The 19,868-nt window shown below is 69.6% G+C and carries 15 protein-coding genes; 9 read left to right on the top strand and 6 right to left on the bottom strand.

Annotated features, from left to right (window positions below):
* Both BFN33_RS07695 and uidA read left to right on the top strand, forming a co-directional pair.
* Complete coding sequence (locus BFN33_RS07695) at positions 1-876, top strand: carbohydrate ABC transporter permease (RefSeq protein ID WP_069759153.1); 876 nt, start codon at positions 1-3, stop codon at positions 874-876.
* A 75-nt stretch (positions 877-951) separates the two neighbouring features.
* The gene (gene uidA, locus BFN33_RS07700; RefSeq protein ID WP_069759154.1) at positions 952-2,757 is read left to right on the top strand and encodes a beta-glucuronidase; all 1,806 of its coding nucleotides are present in this window, start codon (positions 952-954) and stop codon (positions 2,755-2,757) included.
* Positions 2,758-2,835: 78 nt separating this feature from the next.
* Here uidA and BFN33_RS07705 read toward each other — a convergent pair whose 3' ends face one another.
* The 4 genes from BFN33_RS07705 to BFN33_RS07720 form a co-directional block, all read right to left on the bottom strand.
* On the bottom strand, positions 2,836-3,894 hold the full coding sequence (locus tag BFN33_RS07705; protein WP_069759155.1) for a vWA domain-containing protein: 1,059 nt from the start codon (positions 3,892-3,894) through the stop codon (positions 2,836-2,838).
* A gap of 120 nt (positions 3,895-4,014) precedes the next feature.
* A complete protein-coding gene (locus BFN33_RS07710) occupies positions 4,015-4,977 on the bottom strand; it encodes a CoA ester lyase (RefSeq protein ID WP_069759156.1) in 963 nt (320 codons plus the stop codon).
* The gene (locus BFN33_RS07715) at positions 4,967-6,184 is read right to left on the bottom strand and encodes a CaiB/BaiF CoA-transferase family protein (protein WP_069759157.1); all 1,218 of its coding nucleotides are present in this window, start codon (positions 6,182-6,184) and stop codon (positions 4,967-4,969) included. The genes BFN33_RS07710 and BFN33_RS07715 overlap by 11 nt, the downstream gene beginning before the upstream one ends.
* Before the next feature lie 123 nt (positions 6,185-6,307).
* Positions 6,308-7,234: a LysR family transcriptional regulator gene (locus BFN33_RS07720; protein WP_069759158.1), complete on the bottom strand. Its 927-nt coding sequence runs from the start codon at positions 7,232-7,234 to the stop codon at positions 6,308-6,310.
* A gap of 180 nt (positions 7,235-7,414) precedes the next feature.
* On the opposite strand from BFN33_RS07720, the gene BFN33_RS07725 reads away from it, so the two are divergent.
* From BFN33_RS07725 to BFN33_RS07735, 3 genes are all read left to right on the top strand, one after another.
* Positions 7,415-8,851, top strand: a complete 1,437-nt coding sequence (locus tag BFN33_RS07725) for a CitMHS family transporter (RefSeq protein WP_069759159.1) — start codon at positions 7,415-7,417, stop codon at positions 8,849-8,851.
* Between the two features lie 187 nt (positions 8,852-9,038).
* Positions 9,039-10,433, top strand: a complete 1,395-nt coding sequence (locus tag BFN33_RS07730; protein WP_069759160.1) for a prolyl oligopeptidase family serine peptidase — start codon at positions 9,039-9,041, stop codon at positions 10,431-10,433.
* Between the two features lie 113 nt (positions 10,434-10,546).
* The gene (locus BFN33_RS07735) at positions 10,547-11,818 is read left to right on the top strand and encodes a discoidin domain-containing protein (RefSeq protein WP_069759161.1); all 1,272 of its coding nucleotides are present in this window, start codon (positions 10,547-10,549) and stop codon (positions 11,816-11,818) included.
* Positions 11,819-12,309: 491 nt separating this feature from the next.
* Here the strand turns inward: BFN33_RS07735 and BFN33_RS07740 are convergent, their stop codons facing one another.
* Together BFN33_RS07740 and BFN33_RS07745 are read right to left on the bottom strand one after the other, a co-directional pair.
* The gene (locus BFN33_RS07740; RefSeq protein WP_069759162.1) at positions 12,310-13,575 is read right to left on the bottom strand and encodes an MFS transporter; all 1,266 of its coding nucleotides are present in this window, start codon (positions 13,573-13,575) and stop codon (positions 12,310-12,312) included.
* Positions 13,576-13,651: 76 nt separating this feature from the next.
* Positions 13,652-14,995, bottom strand: coding sequence for a mucin-1 (locus tag BFN33_RS07745; RefSeq protein WP_069759163.1), 1,344 nt, complete (start codon positions 14,993-14,995; stop codon positions 13,652-13,654).
* Positions 14,996-15,175: 180 nt separating this feature from the next.
* Between BFN33_RS07745 and BFN33_RS07750 the strand changes: the two genes are divergently transcribed.
* The 4 genes from BFN33_RS07750 (at position 15,176) to BFN33_RS07765 (ending at position 19,585) form a co-directional block, all read left to right on the top strand.
* Positions 15,176-16,195 (top strand): LacI family DNA-binding transcriptional regulator, encoded by a 1,020-nt coding sequence (locus tag BFN33_RS07750; RefSeq protein WP_069759164.1) that lies wholly within the window; start codon positions 15,176-15,178, stop codon positions 16,193-16,195.
* Positions 16,196-16,289: 94 nt separating this feature from the next.
* Positions 16,290-17,630: a sugar ABC transporter substrate-binding protein gene (locus BFN33_RS07755; RefSeq protein WP_069759165.1), complete on the top strand. Its 1,341-nt coding sequence runs from the start codon at positions 16,290-16,292 to the stop codon at positions 17,628-17,630.
* A 235-nt stretch (positions 17,631-17,865) separates the two neighbouring features.
* A complete protein-coding gene (locus BFN33_RS07760) occupies positions 17,866-18,735 on the top strand; it encodes a carbohydrate ABC transporter permease (RefSeq protein WP_256122683.1) in 870 nt (289 codons plus the stop codon).
* 7 nt (positions 18,736-18,742) lie between these two features.
* The gene (locus tag BFN33_RS07765; RefSeq protein ID WP_069759167.1) at positions 18,743-19,585 is read left to right on the top strand and encodes a carbohydrate ABC transporter permease; all 843 of its coding nucleotides are present in this window, start codon (positions 18,743-18,745) and stop codon (positions 19,583-19,585) included.
* The last annotated feature ends 283 nt before the right edge of the window (positions 19,586-19,868 follow it).

A 19,868-nucleotide genomic window follows, 5' to 3' on the forward strand; every position in this document is an offset into this window, starting at 1 on the left:
ATGACCGCCACCACGACAACGACGGGACCAGCCGTCCGTGACCGGCGCCCGTCCCGGCGAGTCCCCACCGCTCGTCTCGTTCTCTACGGCGCCCTCGTGCTCGGACTGCTCGCGACGCTGGCACCTTTCGCCTGGATGTTCCTCGGCTCGGTGAAACCGACGGGTGAGATCGTCGCCCATCCGAGTTCCTGGCTGCCCCGGTCCCCGACCTTCGCCAACTTCGAAGACCTGTTGTCGAAGCAGAACTTCGGACTGTACTTCCTGAACAGCACAGTCGTCGCGGTGGCTTGTGTGCTGGGAAACCTGCTGTTCTGCTCGATGGCCGGATACGCCTTCGCGAAGATCGAGTTCGCGGGGAAGCGTCTGCTCTTCGGCCTCGTCCTCACCATGCTGATCATCCCCGGTGTCACCACCTTCGTCCCGCTGTTCGTGCTCGTCAGCAACATGGGCCTGGGCAACTCCTACCTCGGGCTCATCCTGCCCTTCCTCGTGACACCGTTCGGCGTGTTCATCATGCGGCAGTTCATCCGGGACATCCCGGACGCCCTCGTCGAGGCTGCGCGTCTCGACGGTGCGGGCGAAGCCCGGATCTTCCTCAGGGTGATCCTGCCGTTGACACGGCCGGCGCTGGCGACACTGGCGATCCTCACCTTCCTCGCGCAGTGGAACAACTTCCTGTGGCCGCTCGTCGTCGCGCAGACCGAGGACCACTACACGCTGCCCGTCGCCCTCGCGCTCTTCTCCACGGGAGCCAACGGCACCAACTACGGCCTGCTGCTGGCCGGGGCGGTCACGGTCGTCACACCGATCATCCTGCTCTTCCTCGCCCTGCAACGGCACTTCATCCAGGGCATCGCCAACACCGGCATCAAATAGCCCTCTTCCGACCGCCGCGGACCTGCCTTCTCGACCACCGAGTCGACACACGCACAACGAACAGGAGAACCAACCATGCTTCGTCCCCAGGACGGCCCCACTCGCGAACGCCGCTCACTCGGCGGCCTGTGGAGCTTCCGCCTGGACGCGGAGGGAGCCGGCCGTGCCGAGGGATGGTGGCGCTCGCAGCTCGCGGGCGCCGTGGACATGCCCGTGCCGGCCAGCTACAACGACATCTTCCCGGACACGACCGTCCGTGACCACGTCGGCGACGTCTGGTACCAGACGCAGGTATGGGTTCCCGCCGGGTGGGCGGGGCAACGGACGGTACTCCGCTTCGACTCCGCGACGCACCGCGCCACGGCCTGGGTCAACGATGTCGAGGTCGTTCGGCACGAAGGCGGCTACACCCCCTTCGAGGCCGACGTCACGGCGCACCTGCGGCCGGGTGCCGAGAACCGGGTCACCGTCGTCGTCAACAACGAGCTGACCTGGGAGTCGATACCGCCCGGCCGAGTGGAGGAACGTGAGGACGGCCGCCGGGTGCAGCGCTACTTCCACGACTTCTTCAACTACGCGGGACTGCACCGGCCCGTGTGGCTGTACACCACGCCCCTCGTCCACATCACCGACATCACCGTGACCACCGACCTCAAGGACACGACCGGTCTCGTCGCCTACCGCGTGGACAGCACCGCACAAGCCGAAGAGCACGTCGTACGTGTCTCTCTGCGCGACGCCTCCGGGACCGAGGTCCAGGCCGGCACCGGAGCGGTGGGCACCCTCAGGATCGCCGACGTGCACCCCTGGGCGCCCGGAGACGGCTACCTGTACGAACTCGAGGCCACGGTGTGGAGCGCCTCCGGCGACCTCGTCGACAGTTACCGGCAGTCCGTGGGCGTGCGCACGGTGGAGGTACGGGGCAAGGAGTTCCTGATCAACGGAATCCCCTTCTACTTCAAGGGCTTCGGCAAACACGAGGACGCCGCCGTGCGCGGCAGGGCTCACGACGACACCCTGATGGTGCATGACTTCGCCCTGCTGGACTGGACCGGCGCGAACTCGTTCCGCACCTCGCACTACCCCTACGCCGAGGAGGTGCTGGACTACGCGGACCGACAGGGTGTGGTGGTCATCGACGAGACGGCGGCCGTCGGCCTGAACCTGAACATCGCGGGAGGTGTCTTCGGCTCCGGCCGGAAGGTGTCCACGTTCTCGCCCGACACCGTGGGGGAGAACACCCTCCGCACGCACCTGCAGGCGGTGCGGGAACTCGTGGAGCGCGACAAGAACCACCCGAGTGTCGTGCTGTGGTCCATCGCCAACGAACCGGACAACATCCAGCCCGAGGCGCGCGACTACTTCGCGCCGCTGGCGGCCGAGGCACGTCGGCTGGATCCCTCCCGGCCCGTCGCCTACGTCAACGCGCTCATGGGGAAACCGGACGAGTGCGTGGTCACCGACCTGTTCGACGTCGTGCTCCTCAACCGTTACTACGGCTGGTACTTCGGCCCCGACGACCTGGCGGCGGCCGAGACGGAGCTGGAGGCGGAACTGCGGCAGTGGGCCGAGAACGACAAGCCCATCGTCATCACCGAGTACGGATCGGACGCCTACCCCGGACTGCGCGGCGTCGTACCCAGCCCGTGGACCGAGGAGTACCAGACCGAACTGCTCGACGTGTATCACCGCGTGTTCGACCGTGTCGACGCGGTCGTAGGCGAGCAGGTCTGGAACTTCGCCGACTTCGCCACCGCGCCCGGTGTCTTCCGCGTCGACGGCAACAAGAAGGGCGTGTTCACCCGCGAACGCCGCCCGAAGAGCGCGGCGTTCAGCCTCCGCGCCCGCTGGCGGAAGGCCGACCTCGACTCGACGGACTGACGGCCCGGCGCACGTCGGAAACCCGGTGGGCGGCCCATCCGGTGTACGACCGGACGGGCCGCGCTCGGCTCATTGAATTCACAGCATGATAAGCAGACGCGTCTTCGGCTTGAGTTTCCTGTTCACCGAACGACTCTGTACGTAGACCTCCAACTTGGGATTGTTCCCCGCCTTCACGGAGACCGTCCCATGGACATTCGTACCGAACAAAAGACTGCGTGCCGCGTCGCCGGTATAGGCGCGGTCGGTGTCCTTTTCGACCACGATGACTTCCTTGTTCTGCTGAACCTGAGCCCGGGCGCCCAGCTGGTAGTAACAGGAGCCACGTTCGTACGTCACTCCCGGATGCGAGTTGACGAAGGAGCGAATCTCGACCTCCTTGTCGACTTTCAGGAGCCGGTATTTGTCGGCCGGAATCGGTTCGAGGTTCGCCCGCACGTCGTCGACCGATATGTCCTGGCCGACGGCGAACAGGTTCTTCGTGCCGCGCACCCCCTGCTCCCGCCCGCGGAGGAAGCTGGTGGCGGCGGCGCGCACGGTGCCGATCGCCTCCTCGACGCCCTTCTGGGAGTCCGCGTCCCAGATGGCGATGTTGCCCGCCGGGAAGCCGTAGTTCTGGGCGGTGCGCTTGGCCAGGGAGTTCGGGACGAGGATCGCGGAGGTCCAGTGACCCGGAAGCCCGCGCATCTTCGCCGTGATCCTGTCGAGCCAGGGGCCGAGGATGGTCATGTCCCCGTCGTGCCGCCTGTCGCCGCCGGAGGCGTTCTCCTCACCGTCCGTGACGACGATCTGGAGGAAGCTGTGCTCGCCGTATTCCTCCCAGATATGGCCCAGGTCGTCCAGGGACTTCAGAGAAGCCTCTATGAGGGCCGTAGCGCCATTGTTGACCTGGTACAGCCCCCGCATGGACGGCAGATGCTTCACGTCCATGTCCCAGACCAGGTTCTCCACCCTGTGATCGAAGGAATAGAGGCTGATCCGTGTCTCGTGGCCGAGGCTGTCCGACTCCGCCTTCAGTCCCGCCACGAACTCGTCCACGACCTGAATGAGCTGACTCTGGTGCGGACGCATCGAACCCGAACAGTCCACTACCAGCGCGACGTGATTCACCTTGTGCTGGATCCTGTTTGCGGACACGTTTGCGTTCCCCCTCCGAGGCTCCCCGAATGATGTCCTCATTTTATCGGGAGGCACTGACAACGGCCCTTGTAGCTCCGGCAGTTGCGGGCCATCACGGGGCGGACGGCGGCAGTTTCCTCAGCCGCGCGAACCAGCGCTTCGGTGTCGTTCGAGGACAAGACGTGCCGTGGCGGCCATGGCCTCGTCGACCATCTCACCGTGGAACGCCACCGCGCCCGTCCCCGCCCGCTGTGCCGCCTCGACCGCCGCGATCAGCTCTGCGCAGCGGGCGAGTTCGTCGGGGCCGGGGGAGAACACCTCGTTGATCACCGGGACATGGGAGGGGTGGATCGCCATCATCCCTTCGTAGCCGAGGGAGCGGTTCTGTTCGGCGAAGGCGCGCAGCCCCGGCAGGTCGGTGATGCGCGTCCACAATCCGCTGACCGGGCGCGGTACTCCGGCTGCCCTGGCGTCCAGCAGCACGCGGGAACGCAGGGGCAGCGTTTCGGTTCCCTCGGGGCTCCAGCGGTAGCCGACGGCGCGTTCCACGTCGCCTCCGGGGGCGGTGAGTGCGCCCAAGTAGGCGATGCGGGAGGCGGCTCGGGCGATGTCGTAGGCCTCGCGCAGGGCACGTGCTGTCTCCAGCAGGGGCACCAGGGCGACCTGCCCCGGCGGCAGGCCCTGTTCCTGTTCGCACCAGCCCAGCAGCCGGTCGGCGAGCCTCACGTCCTGGGCTGAGCCGACCTTGGGGAGCACGATGCCGGCGAGCCCGGGCCGTACGACCGCCCGCAGTTCCTCGGCCCCCGCCCAGCCGTCCAGCGGGTTGACACGGACGAACAGTGCCATCCCTCCCGCCTGACCGGCCGGCTCGGTGGCGGCCTGGGCGAGGGCGTCGGTCACCTGGGCGCGGGCGGCGAGCTTGTCGGCGGCGGGCACCGCGTCCTCCAGGTCGAGGATCGCCGCGTCGGCGCCGGCCGCCCGGGCCTTGGGCAGCCAGTCGGTCCTGCTGCCGGGGACGAAGAGCAGGGAGCGCAGCGGGGGCCGGTCGACCGCTGCCACGTCCACCTCGGCGAGCCTCTCCGAAGACCTCTCAGATGACATCGCTCTTCTCCAGGTGGGCCAGTTCCTCCGCGCTGAGTCCGAGCCACTGCCCGTAGACGAGGTGGTTGTCCTGTCCGAGGGCGGGTCCCGTGCGCCAGACCCGGCCGGGCCGCTGCCGGAAGTGCGGGATCACCGCCTGCATACGCACCGGGCCGAGGTCGGGGTCGTCGACGGTGACGATGTCCTCGCGTTCGGCGTACACGGGGTCGGCGGCGATGTCCGCGGCGTCGAACACCCGTGAGGCCACGACTTCGGCACGGGCGAACTCCTCCAGGCACTGGCCGGTGCCGCGCTCCGCGACCCAGTTCCGCAGGCCCTCGTCCAACTCCTCGCGCCGGGCGTGCTGTTGCCGTGCCGTGGCGAAGTCCTTCTCGGGGAGTCCCAGCAGGCGGGCGATGTTGCGGACCGAGCGCAACGTCGCGGAGGTCACCGTGATCCACTCGCCGTCGCGGGAGCGGTAGGTGTTGATCACGGCCGCGGGGGCGACCGCCAGCTGGTTGCCGGAGCGTTCGGGGACGCGGCCCAACTGGTCGTGGACGATGACCTGCCACTCGACGAGACGGAACAGGGACTCGAAGAGGGCGAGGTCGATCCACTCGCCGTCGAAATCGGGGTCGTTGTCACGTCGGTGCAGGGCGGCGAGGACGGCGTAGGCGCCCATCAGGCCGGTCACGGCGTCGCCGTGGGAGAAGCCGGTGTGGACGGGCGGGCCGTCGGGAAACCCGGTCAGGTGGACGACTCCGCTGCGTGCCTCGCCCATCTTGCCGAAGCCGGGGGCGTCCGCCTGCGACGAGGTGGCGCCGAATCCGGAGATCTGAAGCAGTACGGCCCGGGGGTTGATCCGGTGCACGGAGTCCCAGTCGAGTCCCCAGGCGCGTAGGCGTCCGGCGCGCAGGGTGACGATGACGACGTCCGCCCAGGCGACGAGTCGGCGGGCGACGGCCCGGCCGGCCTCATGGTGCAGATCGAGGGTGACCGAGCGCTTGTTGCGGCCGGCGACCTTGAACCACAGGGGGACACCGTCTCGTTGAGGCCCCATGGCGCGGGCCGCGTCTCCGGCGCCGGGGGGCTCCACGTGTACGACGTCGGCCCCTTGGTCGGCGAGCATCGAGCCCGCCAGCGGCCCGGCCACCACATGGGCGAACTCGACCACTTTCAGCCCGCGCAACTGCCCGTGGCCGCTGGTGTTCCGCTCGTCGTCCGACACCGATGTGCTCCCTCGCCCTGCTGTTCGGGTCTTCAGACTGCAGGAGCGGAGAAATGCTTGTCGAGCAACAGAAGGCCATCAATCAATGCGAAGAACGCATGAATCGCCGAACGGTCGCGGCGTTCACGCCCAGGAAACGCCGGGCGGGAGGGGGCGGCGCTGGAGACGGAACTCTTCAAGCGTCTCCAGGAACCGCTGGGTCACGACGGGGAGCGTTCGACGGGCACGCAGCGCGATGTCCAGGCGCCGGTCCACGACGGGGTCCACCAACGGGCGGCAGACGATCCGACCGGAGCCCATGAGCGGGAGCACGAGGGCGGGCATCGCCGACACCCCGAGGCCGGCGGTCACCAGTCCGCCCACGGTCGCGACACTGCCCGCCTCGGCCGCCGGTGCCGCGTGCGCGTCGATCTGGGCGAACGCCGCGTCGGTGAGCCGGCGCACGCTCGAGTCGCGCCCGACGGCCAGGAACGGCTGACGAGCCAGGTCGTCCCAGGTGACTTCGTCGCGGTCGGCGAGCGGGTGGCCTTCCGGCAGCACCGCGACGAAGCGGTCCCTGACCAGGGGGCGGTGCTCCAACTGCTCGGGCGGGTCCCCGACGGTGGTGATCGCGAAATCGGCGTCACCGGACAGGACCCGGTCCAGTACCAGCCGCTCCAGCCCGTCGAGGAGGCGTACCGCCACCTGCGGCCGCCGCTCACGGAAGTCGGAGATCACCTGCGGCAGGAGCACCGCGGCGACCGAGGGCAGGGTGGCCACGGCGACCGTTCCCGACTCGCCGAGCAGGAATCGTCTGAGCTCCTTCATGCCCGCACGGTGAGCGGTGACGATCTGCTCGGCGATCCGCAGGGCCTCGACGCCCGCCGCGGTCAACTGCACGTTGCGCGTGTCCCGTTCGAGGAGCTGGACGCCGAGCTGCCGTTCCAGGTCCGCGACGGCGCGGCTGAGCGAGGACTGGGACACGTGCATCTCCGCGGCAGCCGCGGTGAAGCTCGCGGCCCGTGCGACGGCCGTGTACGCCGTCAGTTGTCGCAGGGTGGTGGCCTCCATGGCCGACGAGCATAGGGCGCCACCGCGTCCATTGATGCGCTTATCGCATGGACAGATCTCCGTTTGATGCTGGACACCGATCCGGTGGTGCTCCGAAACTCTCGCGTAACACCTCGGCTCGGCCTCGCCCGACTCCGCCCACCGCCGCCGAGGGCCGTCCCCGAGAAAGCGAGCGCCGCCATGCTGGCAGCCCTGGGCTTCGCCACGATCGCCGTCCTCCTGCTGGTCACCATGAGCAAACGCGCCTCGGTACTGGTCGCTCTGATCCTGCTTCCGGTGCTGGCGGCGCTCATCGGCGGATTCGCGAGCGATCTGGGCGAGTTGACTCTCGGTGGACTGTCCAAGGTGGCCCCCACCGGCATCATGATCGCCTTCGCGGTCCTGTACTTCAGCCTGATGGTGGACGCCGGGCTCTTCGACCCCCTGATCCGCGCTCTGTTGCGCGCGGCGCGGGGCGACCCGTTGCGGATCACCGTCGCCACGGCCGTCCTCACGCTGTGCGTGGCACTGGACGGCGACGGCGCCTCCACCTTCCTCATCACCGTCTCCGCGCTGCTGCCGGTCTACAAGCGGCTCGGTATGAACCCCCTGGTGCTGTCCGGAGTGGTCTGCCTGGGCGCGGGCGTGATGAACATGGTCCCCTGGGGCGGTCCGACCGTACGCGCCATGGCGGCGCTGAAGCTGGACAGTTCCGAGGTCTTCAACCCCGTGCTGCCCGCTATGGGCTTCGGCGTCGCCTGGGTGCTGGTGGCCTCGTACCTGCTCGGCCGCCGGGAGCGCAACCGTCTCGGCGCGCTGACCCCGCCGGGTCCGGCCCCGGACGTGGGCATCGGCGAGGACAAGAGGGACGGCCGTGAACCCCTCGCTTCTACGGCTGCCGCGACCCTCGCGACTGCCGATCCGAGCCTGCAGGCCACGACGGTCGACGGGCAGGAGCCGCGGGCCACCCGGTCCCCCGGGGACGGGCCGGGCGCCGTCCGGGTTCCGCCGCTGCCCCGGACCTGGTTGAACATCTTCAATCTCGTGCTCACCGTCACCCTCGTGGTCTGCCTGATCCAGGAAGTGCTGCCGCTTCCGGTGCTGTTCGTCCTCGGGTTCGCGATCGCGGTGCTGGTCAACCACCCCACCTGGGAGCAGCAGCAGGCGCTGCTCGACAAGCACGCCAAGAGCGTGGTCCTGGTCACCACGATGATCTTCGCGGCCGGCGTCCTCACCGGGATCCTCAGCGGCACCAAGATGATCGACGAGATGGCCGAGGCGTTCGTCTCCGTCGTCCCCGACTCGTTCGGGTCGCACCTGCCCGTCGCGGTGGCCGTCACCGGCATGCCGCTGAGTCTGGTCTTCACACCGGACGCCTACTACTTCGGGGTACTGCCCGTGCTCGCCGAGACCGCGAACGGGTTCGGCACCGACCCGGCCGAGGTCGCCCGGGCCGCCATTCTCGGCCAGATGACCACGGGGTTCCCGCTCAGTCCGCTCACCGCGTCCACGTTCATCCTGGTCGGCATGAGCGGTGTGTCGCTCGGCGAACACCAGCGCTTCATCTTCCGCTGGGCCTTCGCCACCACCCTCGTCATGACCGCGGGCGCCCTGGTGACCGGCGCCTTCCCCCTGTGAGCGGTGTCTCCGCCGGCTGCCTGCTCCCCATGACAGGTGTCCCGCCGGCTGCCTGCTCCCGGCAGCCGCCGCGCCTGCCGCTCAGCCATGCGACGTGCCGCCCGCTTCCCGAGCCGGAGCCGGGCGACCGGAGTAACGCACAGAGGCACCCGGCCCCGGGTGCCCCCACCGACTGAGACGAGGACCCATGAGACGGATCACCAGACGCACGGTGCTCGCCGCCACCGCGGGTGCGGTCACGGCGCCGGCGGTGAGCACGGCGACCGCCGCGGCGGCCGCCCCCACGACAGCCACATCCGAAGGGCGACAAGCGGCCTCCGGACCCCATCCGGTCCTCCGTGCGGACCTCATCACGCAGGTGACGCCGAGGAACAACTGGCTGGTGACAGCCGTCGCCGTCCAGTACGCGCAGCGCATCGACCTCCGCGGTGGGGTGATCCCACCCTCCGCCTTCCAGGTGACGGCCACGGTCGGCGGGCAGACGGCGGCTCGCACGGTGACCCGGGTCTACTCCAACACCGCCGCCGAAGTGGACGAGCGCCCTCACCCCGGACGACCGGGGGAGCACCTGATCGTCGAGCTCGACCCGAACGACTCCAACGCGCGGGCCGCCGGCACCGATCCCCTGCCGCTCGACCGCGCGTACTCCGTCAGACAGGTGGCGGACGTACGTACCCCGGGAGGCGAAACGGTGCTCAGGGCCGGTCCGTTCGCGCACCGGAACGACGGCGTCATCACTCCCGTGGTCGACGACTTCACCGCCGGTTCCTTCACCGACTCCGCGGGGTTCGAACTGGACTTCCGGCTGCACCAGCCCGCGGACTTCGTACGGAACCCTCGGACGCGCACGCGGTACCCGCTCGTCATCACCCTGCACGGCGGTGGCGAGGTCGCGGACAACAACATGACCCAGCTGACGTCCAACCGGATCGCGGTCACGTTCGCCAAGCCCGAACGACAGCGCCGCGACCCCGCGTTCGTCCTCTCTCCGCAGATCCCCCTGCCGCGCCCCATGGACGGACCCGACGGCACGGACTGGACCGACGCCAAGGTCCAGGCCGCGCTGATCGAGCTCATCGACACCTTCGTGAGCGAGCACTCCCGAGTCGTGGACACGGACCGGCTCTATCTGGTCGGACTGTCCTCAGGCGGTCGCGGTATCTACAGCCTGCTGTCGAAGCGACCCGACGTGTTCGCGGCCGCCCTGCCCACGGCCGGCTGGGGCGACCCGGCCGTCATGGAGAGGATCACGCACATCCCGATGTGGGCCGACCACTCCATCGACGACCCGGTCGTCCCCTACCGGGAGGGCCGGTTCGGCAAGCCCGGCACCTGGACCCTGATGAACGACCTGGAGACCGCCGGCGCACGGGTCAGCCGGGGGGAGTGGGCCAACGATCTGCCGAAGGACCAGTTCGAGGCCCGGTCCCGGGCGCTGCTGAGGCAGGCCCGGGCCACGCGCAGCCACGTGCTGTTCACGAGCTACACGGCCGGAACGACACCGCCGAACCCACATTTCGCATGGGCCCAGACGTACGAGAACGACGTGGTCATCGACTGGCTCTTCGAACAGTCCCGATAGCCCGGGCCTCGCTGTCCGGTCACCGCGCTCTCCCCGTATTCCGGAGGTAGATCATGAGTTCATCCCGTCGCTCGACCGACACGACCGTGCCGTTACGGACCCGACCGCGTGCCATGACGGCACTGATCGCGCTGGCCACCGCCCTCGGCCTGGCGCTGACTCTGCTGACCGCCGCCGCCCCGCCGGCGGCCGCCGCCGACCTGCTGTCCCAGGGCAGGCCCGCGACCTCCTCGTCCACCGAGAACGCGGCCACCCCCGCGTCGGCGGCGGTGGACGGGAACACCGGGACGCGCTGGTCGAGCACCTTCAGTGATCCGCAGTGGCTGACAGTGGATCTGGGCTCCATCGCCACCATCAGCCGAGTGGGGCTGCGCTGGGAGGCCGCGTACGCCCGCGCGTTCCAGATCCAGACCTCGGACAACGGCACCGCCTGGACCACCATCTACTCGACCACGAAAGGCACCGGCGGCGCGCAGACCCTCGACGTGGACGGCAAAGGCCGGTACGTCCGCGTCCACGGCACCCAGCGGGGCACCGCCTACGGCTACTCGCTGTGGGAGTTCCAGGTGTACGGCTCCGGCGGCGGGACCTCTCCGGGCAACGGGATCCCCGACCCGACGACCGCTTCCCTGGAGGCCACGGACGGGCCGCTCACCACGGCGACCTACACCGTTCCCGGCCCGAGCGGGTTCGGCTCCGGCACGGTGACGTACCCGACGACCGGTGGCTCGTACCCGGGCGTCGTACTGATGCCGGGCTATCAGGGCACGCAGGAGAACCTGCGATGGCTCGCACCGCGCCTCGCTTCCTGGGGCTTCGTCGTCATCAACGTCGGAACCAACACGCTCACCGACGATCCCGCCGCGCGGGGCCGTCAGATCACCGCCGCCGGTACTCAGTTGCTCGCGCTCGGCAACGCTCCCGGCAACCAGCTGTCCGGGAAGCTCAACGGCACGCTCGGCGCGGTCGGTCACTCGATGGGCGGTGGCGGCGTCATGGCGGCCCTCCGGGACGACCCGCGCTTCCGGGCGGGCGTGCCCACGGCCCCGTACTACCCGAACGTGAACTTCTCCGCAGTCACCGAGCCCACGTTCTTCCTGACCTGTCAGAGCGACCCCGTCGCCCACGGCGACACTTACGCGGTGCCCTGGTACAACTCCATGTCCCAGGCGGAGAAGCTCTACATCGAGGTTCCGGGCGACCATCTGTGCCCGATGACCGGCTACGGCGACAAGGCCAAGCAGGGCAAGTGGATCGTCTCGTTCCTCAGCCTCTGGCTGCGCGGCGACACCCGCTTCAGCCCGTTCCTGTGCGGTCCCGTACGTGACGCCGACAAGAACAACACCTCCCTGGTCACGCGGTGGATGGACACCTGCCAGTTCTGACCGGCTCACTCGGACCGCTCCCCGGTCGGCCGTGCACGCCTTGTCAGCAGCGGCCGACCTCGCGGACACCCCGGGCCTGACCTGCCCGGCTGCCCCTCCCTGCCGGCGCCCGACGGCCCCGTGGCACGAGAAGCACCGAGCAGGACGTCACGATCAGCCGGCGCATCGTGCGGATCCTTCCGTCCGAACCGGACGTCAAGGATCCAAAACGTTTGCACAATCCCCGGCCATGCCGAGTCCCTCAGCCTCCGGGCGGCTCCCGGGAACGGTGCGACGCCGATCCTCCGGGTTTGCCGACGCGGGGGCCGAAACCGCCGCTTCAAACGGCGTCGGGCTGGTGCAGCCGCCACAGGTTCCCGCACCCCAGGCGGTCGCTCGCCGTGCGCGGGCCGCGCCGCTTGCTCCAAGGGCAGTCGCCGCACGATAGACCAGAGCGCACTCCACTCGCCCCGCCGAGGGAGATCCCGGGACCGCGGACGCTTCCCGCAGGCTCATGCGCGGTCTTCTCGGCGCTGTCCCGCGGGATTCGCGCCGGGCGGCGACTGGTGAGGTACGTCCACCGCGGCGGTGGTGCGGCCGCGGGTGTCGGCGGCGGGAGCGATGAGGATGGCGGAGGCGACGAACACCAGAACCGCCACCATGGCCGAGCGCAGCCCGTAGTGGTCGCCGAGGAATCCGAGGGCGGGCGGCCCCACGAGGAAGGCGACGTAGCCGATGATGGCGACCAGCGAGACGCGGGCGGTCTGGTCGGGGCCTGAGTCGCCCGCCGCCGACAGTGCCACCGGGAAACCGAGGGAGGCGCCGAGTCCCCAGAAAAGTACGGCTGTTGCGGCGACGAAGGCGTTGTCGGAGAAGATGACCAAGAGGAGTCCGACGGCACCGGAGACGGCACTCGCGCGCACGACGGCGGCCCGCCCGAAACGGCCGAGGAAGTAGCTGCCGCTGAAGCGTCCCAGGGTCATCGCCGCCGCGAACCCCACGTAGACGAGCGAGCCCATCGCGGCGTCAAGGCCGTGGCCGTCGACCATGAGCAGCGGCAGCCAGTCGTTGGCGGCGCCCTCGGCCAGCGCCATGGCCAGCACGATGGCACCGATGAGCAGCAGCTTCCGGTCCCTCCACACCTGCGGCCCGGGTCGTCGCGCCGGACCGGGACCGGGGGCCGGTGTCGACGGCGCGGTGCTGATGCCGATATCGGCGGGAACGGCACGCATGGCGTGGACCAGCATCCCCAAGGCGACCAGGGTGACCACTGCCAGATGCCAGGAGACGGGGACCGCGGCCGCGGTGGCCGCCATTCCGGCCGCACCCCCGATGACCGTGCCCAGGCTGAAGCAGCCGTGCAGCGTGGGCAGCACCGCGGTCCCGGTGATCCGCTCGACGTCGGCGCCGTCCACGTTGACCGCCACCTCGCCCCCGCCCATGCCCGCCCCGAACAGGCACAGCCCCGCGGTGACCAGCGATGCCGACGGCACGGCGCTGCCCGCACCGATGACGGCCGTGCCCACGACGATCAGGAGGGTGCCGAGCGCGATGACCGGCCGGGTGCCGAACCGGGATACGAAACGGCCGGAACACAGGATGCCGATCATGGAACCGACGGACAGGCCGAACAGGACCAGGCCCATCTGTCCGGTGGACAGGCCCAGTCGGTCGCGGACGTCCGGGGTGCGCGTGACCCAGGACGACAGGGCGATGCCGGGAAGAAAGAACAACAGGAACAAAGCCTGACGACGTCGGCGTACGGCGCGGTCTGTCAAGGGGGAGCTCCGCCCGGTTCGGAAAAGGGATCGTCTGCCGAGTATCCGCACCCAGGGGTGTTCACGGCTGGGCCTTTCAGCCCGGCATCGGTCCGGGCCAGACGGCCGACGCGTCGTCGCGGCCCGGGTCGGGCAGGCGTACCGGGCGGACGGGGAGCGTGCGCGTACGTCCTTCCGCCACCGCCGTCCAGGCGGCGGGGTGACCCGAGTAGCACAGGCCGGTCAGGGCGAAGACGCCGTCGGCGTACACCTCGACGTACTCACCGATGGTGAGGATGCGCAGCGTGGCGGCCGGCTCGGGCAGGTCGGACTCGCCGAGCCGCGTGCCCTCGGGGCCGGTGAGCCAGAGGTTCTTGCCGTCGCACCCGACGGCCAGGGCGGGGCGGCCGTCGTCTCCGGTCCGCAGGGTGATCTGGATCCGCCCGGAGACACCCACGTCGCCCACCGCATGCAGCACCGGCTCCTCCGTCTCCTCACCCAGCCAGCCGTCCAGGCCCGGCCACCACTCCAGACGAGGCGCCGAATCCCCGGGTATGACAAGGGACTTGGGCTGCGCGAGCATCCCCCGGCAGCGCTCACCGGAGTCGGTGAGGCCGACTCGGCGCGGGGTGGTGTGCAGCACGACACGGGAGCCGTCGGGGCCGGCGATGACCCGGGGGGCGTACGAACCGGTCGGGCTCAGCGGGCCGCGGCGGGTCCAGGGACCGCGGAGCCGGGGGGCCGTCCATGCCTCGAAGCGGCGCGTCGAGCCGATCGAACCGATCAGCAACCAGCTGCCGTCGTCGAGGCGTTCCAGGACCGGGCACTCCAACTCGTCCACGTCGCCAGGTGAGATGAGCGGGGGCCGCACGTTCCAGTGCTCCAGGTCGTCCGAAGTCGCCCACGCCACACAGCCGCTGGACTCGACCGGCAGGGCGGCGTCGGCGGCGCAGACCACCATGACCCAGCCGTCCGACTCGTCGTCGCGTACGACGAACGGGTCGCGCCAGCCCATGCGTTCGCCGGTGCGGTACCACCGCGCGTCCGCCTCGACGACCGGCCCGGTGCCGTGGCGCCGCCAGCCGGTGCCGTCCGTGCGGTCCGAGTACGCCAGCCCGACCGACTGCAGTGGCCAGCCGCCGGGGGTGAGAGCGGAGACGCCCGTGTAGAACATCGCCATGCCGTTGCCGTGGCGGACGGGGTGCATGGTCCACACCGCCTGCTGGTCGAAGCGGCCGGGCAGACCGTTGCCGAAGGCGGTGCCCTCCGGCTTCCAGCGGACCAGGTCGGTGGACGTGGCCCTGCCGTACGACGTCTCCATCCTCAGGTGGTCGAACTCGGCCGTCCACGGGCCCTGCAGGTGCAGCACCGCGTAGGTGCCGTCGTCGTCGCGGAGCAGGGCGAAGTCGTTCACGCAGAGGCCGGGCGGGGCGTATCGCATGCACAGTTCCTGTCGGCTCGCAGCGCGCAAACGCGTGCGCTGACCATTGACCCAGAAGGTCTCGCTTGAGAATCGGGCCCAGTAAAACTGAACGCAAACGCTTGCGCAACAAGGAGGCCGGGTTTACGGTCGCGTCACCTCCAGATCACACCGACGTGAAACCGACGGGAGAAATGCGCTGTGACCGTCAGCATCACCGATGTCGCCCGCGCCGCCGGAGTCTCGGCGTCCACCGTGTCCCGCGCACTGCGCGGCCGACAGGGGGTGTCCGACGAGGTGCGCGCCCAGATCACGGCCGTCGCCGCGCAGCTCGGATATACGGCGTCCCGTTCGGCGTCCAGCCTGGCCAGCGGGCGCACCTTCACCATCGGCGTGCTGGTCCCGTATGTGGGCCGCTGGTTCTTCGGCACCGTGCTGGACTCCGCCGAGCACGTGTTCAGCGCCGCCGGGTACGACGTCCTGCTGTACAACCTGGGCTCGCCCGAGACACGCAAGCGCTTCTTCACCAGGATGCCGGTCCGCAAGCGGGTGGACGCGCTGCTGTCGCTGGTCATTCCCGACGACGAGGAGTCGGCCGCACTGCGCTCCCTTGGGGTGCCGCTGGCCAGCACGGTCGGCGGCGCCCGGCCCGGCTTCACCGTGGTCGGCATCGACGACCGGGCCGGTACGGAGAGCGCCGTACGGCATCTGGTGAACCTCGGCCACCGCCGGATCGGCATGATCAGCGGGTCCAGCGGGCCGCAGCACTGGACCACGCCCATCGCGCGACGCCAGGCGTACCTGGACGTGCTGGCCGAGGCCGGGATCGAGCACGATCCGGCCCTGGAGGCGGACGGCGACTACACCGTCGAGGGCGGCGAGCGGGCCATGACCGAACTGCTGGCCGCCTCCCGGCCGCCGACGGCGGTGTTCGCCCAGTCCGACGAGATGGCGATGGGCGCGCTGCGCGCCCTGCGGCGGCACCGGCTGAAGGTGCCGGACGACGTGTCCGTCGTCGGCTTCGACGATCACGAGCTCGCCGACGTGATCGGACTGACCACCGTCGCCCAGCCGGTGGCCGGCCAGGGCGCCGAGGCCGCCCGGCTGCTGCTGCGGCAGCTCGACGAGCCGGGCACCGGCGCACCCGGGCACGTGCAGATGCCCATCCGTCTCGTCCTGCGCGAGACGACCGCCCCGCCGCGCCCGCGCGGACCTCAGTGACCCCTCCGCGGCCGTCAGGCCCCGAGGCCCCCACGCCCCACGCCGGAAAGCGCCGGCGCACTTCGAAACCCTCGCACCGCACGGAGGCACATCCATGAGCTCGACCAGCAGAAGGTACCGCCGCACGGCCTGTACGAGCCTCGCCCTCGTCCTGCCCCTCGCCGCCCTGGCCGCCTGCGGCGGCGGCAGCGGTGGCGCCTCCGCCGACGCGGGCAGCGGCACGGGCACGATCAGTGTCTGGGCCCACCAGGGCCAGAAGAGCGAGGACACCGCCCTGCAGAACGCGGTGAAGTCCTTCAACTCCTCACAGAGCAGGATCAAGGTCGAGCTGAAGCTCGTCCCCGGCAACGACTACACCAAGACCATCACCGCCACCGACGCTTCCCAGCTGCCGGACGTGATGGAGTTCGACGGGCCGACCATGGCGAACTTCGTCTACAACAAGAAGCTCGCCGCGATCGACTCGTACGTCTCCGCCAAGACCCTGGGCAACGCCACCGACGCGAGCAAGGCGCAGGGCGAGATCGACGGCAAGCACTACGGCCTGGGCATGTACGACTCCGGGCTCGGCGTCTACGGCAACAAGAAGCTGCTGGACGCGGCCGGCGTGAAGTACCCGACGGGCCTGTCCGACGACTGGACCGCGGACCGGTTCACCGCCGCGCTCAAGGCGCTGAAGGCCAAGGACTCCGACGGCAAGGTCGTCGACTTCCAGGAGAACAACGGCCTCGCCACCGAGTGGGGTACGTACGGCTTCTCCCCGATCGTCTGGTCGGCCGGCGGCTCCCTGCTCAAGGACGGCAAGGCGGAGGGCGCCCTCGACGCCCCGGCCGTGGTCTCGGCCATGAAGACCTTCCAGTCCTGGAAGACGTACACCGACCCCAACACCGACGGCAACGCCTTCGCCAAGGGCCGCGTCGCCCTCAGCTGGGTCGGCCACTGGATGTACCCCGCCTACAGCAAGGCACTCGGCAGCGACCTCGTCGTCCTTCCCCTGCCGGACTTCGGCAACGGCCCCAAGTCGGGCCAGGGTTCGTGGGCCTGGGGCATAGGGGCCGGCACCAAGAACGCCAAGGCGGCCGGCGCCTTCCTCGACTACCTCATGAACGACACCAACGTCACCGCCATGACGACGGCCAACGGAGCCCCGCCCGCGACGAAGACCGCCCTCGCCGCCAGCCCCCTGTACAAGCCGGGCGGCCCGCTCCAGCTCTTCGCCGACCAGCTCGCCAAGCCCTGCGGGGACAGCGACATCACCCGGTCCTGCGTCGCCGTCACCCGCCCGGTCACGGCCGGATACCCGACGGTCACCGCCAAGTTCAGCGACGCCCTGAACTCGATCTACGGCGGCGCCGACCCGAAGAGCGCGCTGGCCAAGGCGGCCCGCTCCATCGACCAGGACTTCTCCGACAACGCCGGATACAAGATCCCGTAGGACCGTGTCGGCCGCGGCGGGCACGCGCAGACGCTGCCCGCCGCGCCGGGAACAGGACCCACCCGTGAAGACAGTGGAACCAGTGGACCCCTTGGACCCCGCGCCCGCCGCGGCCCCCGACCGGGAGCACAGCCCGCCCATGACCTCCGTGCAAACCGCCCGGTCGACAACCCGGTCGACACGATCCGGGCCCCAGAAAAGGCCAAGGAACCGCGACTGGCTGCACGGACTGCTGATGTCCGCGCCCGCCGTCGCCGGGCTCGTCGCCTTCGTCGGCATCCCGTTCGGCTACGCCGTCGTCCTCTCCTTCTACAACGTGCGCCTCGGGTCGCCCCTGGCCCCCTCGTTCTTCGGCCTGGAGCAGTACCGGCGGCTGTTCACCGACCCTGACCTGTCGGGCCCGTTCCTGCGGGCCCTGCTGAACAACCTGACGTTCGCCGTCGTCGTCGTACCGCTTCAGACGGGCCTGGCGCTGGCGCTGGCGATCCTGCTCAACCGCAAGCTCAAGGCCATCGGCTTCTTCCGTTCCCTCTTCTTCATGCCGGTCGTCTTCCCCATGACGCTGGTCGCCGTGATCTGGCGGCTCATCCTCGCCCGCAGCGACCAGGGCCTGCTCAACTCCGCGCTGCACGCGGTGAGTTTCGGCAACTGGGGCGCCTTCGACTGGCTCGGCGACTCCGCCACCGCCATGGCCTCGGTGATCGTGCTGTCGGTATGGCAGGGCGTCGGCTTCCAGATGGTCATCCTGCTGGCCGGCCTCCAGCAGATCCCCGGCGAGCTCTACGAGGCCGCCGAACTCGACCGGGCCACGGCCTGGCAGCAGTTCCGGCATGTCACGCTGCCCGGCATCCGCGGCACGCTCGTCTTCGTCGCCATGCTCACCTCGGTGCTGTCCTTCCGGGTCTTCGACCAGGTGTACGTCCTCATCCACGGCGGCGGTCTCGACGAGGACGCCACCCGGACGGTCATGTACCAGGCCGTCACCACCGCCTTCGACCAGAACAACATCGGCCAGGCGTCCGCGATCACCGTCGTGTTCTTCCTGATCGTCGTCGCCCTGACCCTCATCCAGCGCCGCGTCGTCCGGCCCGACAACGAGGACTGACCCCACCATGGCCACGACCCGCGTGCCCCTGCGCCGCTTCGCCGACTACACCGTCCTGGGCGTCCTGGCGTTCATCTTCGTGCTGCCCGTCCTGTATCTGCTCCTCGGCAGTCTCAAGCCCTCCGACGAAGTACTGAACGGCCTGAGCGGCTTCCTCCCCACCCACCTGTCCTTCGACAACTACGCACACGTCCTCGACGCCCTGAACTCCGACAGCACCGGCTACTTCTGGCGCTTCATGGGCGTCTCGCTGCTGGTCGCGTTCGTGGTGGTCACGGGCGGCCTGTTCGTCAACTCGACGGCCGCGTACGGAATGTCACGGCTGAAGTGGCGGGGCAGGGAGGCGGTCTTCACGCTCGTCCTGCTGCTGATGCTGGTCCCGTTCGAGTCGGTGGCCGTGCCGCTGTTCTACATGTTCAACGAGCAGCGCAACACGATCTACATCCAGGCGATCCCGTTCGTGGCCAACGCCTTCTCGGTCTACCAGTTCCACACGTTCTTCCGCTCGATCCCGCCGAGCATCGAGGAGGCGGCCCGGCTGGACGGCGCGGGTCCGTGGCGCACCTTCTTCGCGATCATCGTCCCGATGAGCAAACCGGTCTTCGCCTCCGTCGCGATCCTGACCTTCCTCACCCAGTGGGGCTCCTTCCTGTGGCCGGTCCTGATGGTCTCCGACCCCTCCGTCCGCCCGCTCCCGCTGGAGATGAGCGTCTTCCAGGGCCAGCAGCCGCCGGACTGGGGCCAGATCCTCGCCTTCGGCGTCCTTCTCGTCCTGCCCGTCCTGGTGATCTTCGCGTTCTTCCAGCGCTGGTTCGTCCAGGGGGTCGCCGGCTCCGCGGTCAAGGGCTGAGCGAAGGACGGTCGGCGTGCTGGGTGGAGGACGGCCTCAGGGCCTCTCCGGTGGATCGTGCCGACGTCGCGGGGTCTGGCACGCACTCCCCAGAGGGGCCGGCGGCGTTGCCGTCACTCTCGGCTTCGCTCAAGCAGGGCCCCCTTGACCCCGCTCACCTGCGCTGATCAGGCGCCGTTGCTTGCAGTCGGCCTGATCCGCCGGACAGGCCCTAGTCCCGGGGTACTAGCGGGCCCCACCGGATTCGGTTCCGCGGTACGGGGTGGTCGCCCGGTACCGCTCC

It is taken from the genome of Streptomyces sp. LUP47B, from assembly GCF_001746295.1.
In the GTDB taxonomy this organism is placed as follows: Bacteria; Actinomycetota; Actinomycetes; order Streptomycetales; family Streptomycetaceae; genus Streptomyces.

What these genes read in the sequence shown, in the direction of transcription:
- BFN33_RS07765 (WP_069759167.1), top strand. Translation starts at nt 18,743, where the DNA reads ATGGCCACGACCCGCGTGCCCCTGCGCCGCTTCGCCGACTACACCGTC.
- BFN33_RS07745 (WP_069759163.1), bottom strand. Translation starts at nt 14,995, where the DNA reads ATGCGATACGCCCCGCCCGGCCTCTGCGTGAACGACTTCGCCCTGCTC.
- BFN33_RS07725 (WP_069759159.1), top strand. Translation starts at nt 7,415, where the DNA reads ATGCTGGCAGCCCTGGGCTTCGCCACGATCGCCGTCCTCCTGCTGGTC.
- BFN33_RS07760 (WP_256122683.1), top strand. Translation starts at nt 17,866, where the DNA reads ATGTCCGCGCCCGCCGTCGCCGGGCTCGTCGCCTTCGTCGGCATCCCG.
- BFN33_RS07720 (WP_069759158.1), bottom strand. Translation starts at nt 7,234, where the DNA reads ATGGAGGCCACCACCCTGCGACAACTGACGGCGTACACGGCCGTCGCA.
- BFN33_RS07695 (WP_069759153.1), top strand. Translation starts at nt 1, where the DNA reads ATGACCGCCACCACGACAACGACGGGACCAGCCGTCCGTGACCGGCGC.
- BFN33_RS07710 (WP_069759156.1), bottom strand. Translation starts at nt 4,977, where the DNA reads ATGTCATCTGAGAGGTCTTCGGAGAGGCTCGCCGAGGTGGACGTGGCA.
- uidA (WP_069759154.1), top strand. Translation starts at nt 952, where the DNA reads ATGCTTCGTCCCCAGGACGGCCCCACTCGCGAACGCCGCTCACTCGGC.
- BFN33_RS07755 (WP_069759165.1), top strand. Translation starts at nt 16,290, where the DNA reads ATGAGCTCGACCAGCAGAAGGTACCGCCGCACGGCCTGTACGAGCCTC.
- BFN33_RS07730 (WP_069759160.1), top strand. Translation starts at nt 9,039, where the DNA reads ATGAGACGGATCACCAGACGCACGGTGCTCGCCGCCACCGCGGGTGCG.
- BFN33_RS07735 (WP_069759161.1), top strand. Translation starts at nt 10,547, where the DNA reads ATGACGGCACTGATCGCGCTGGCCACCGCCCTCGGCCTGGCGCTGACT.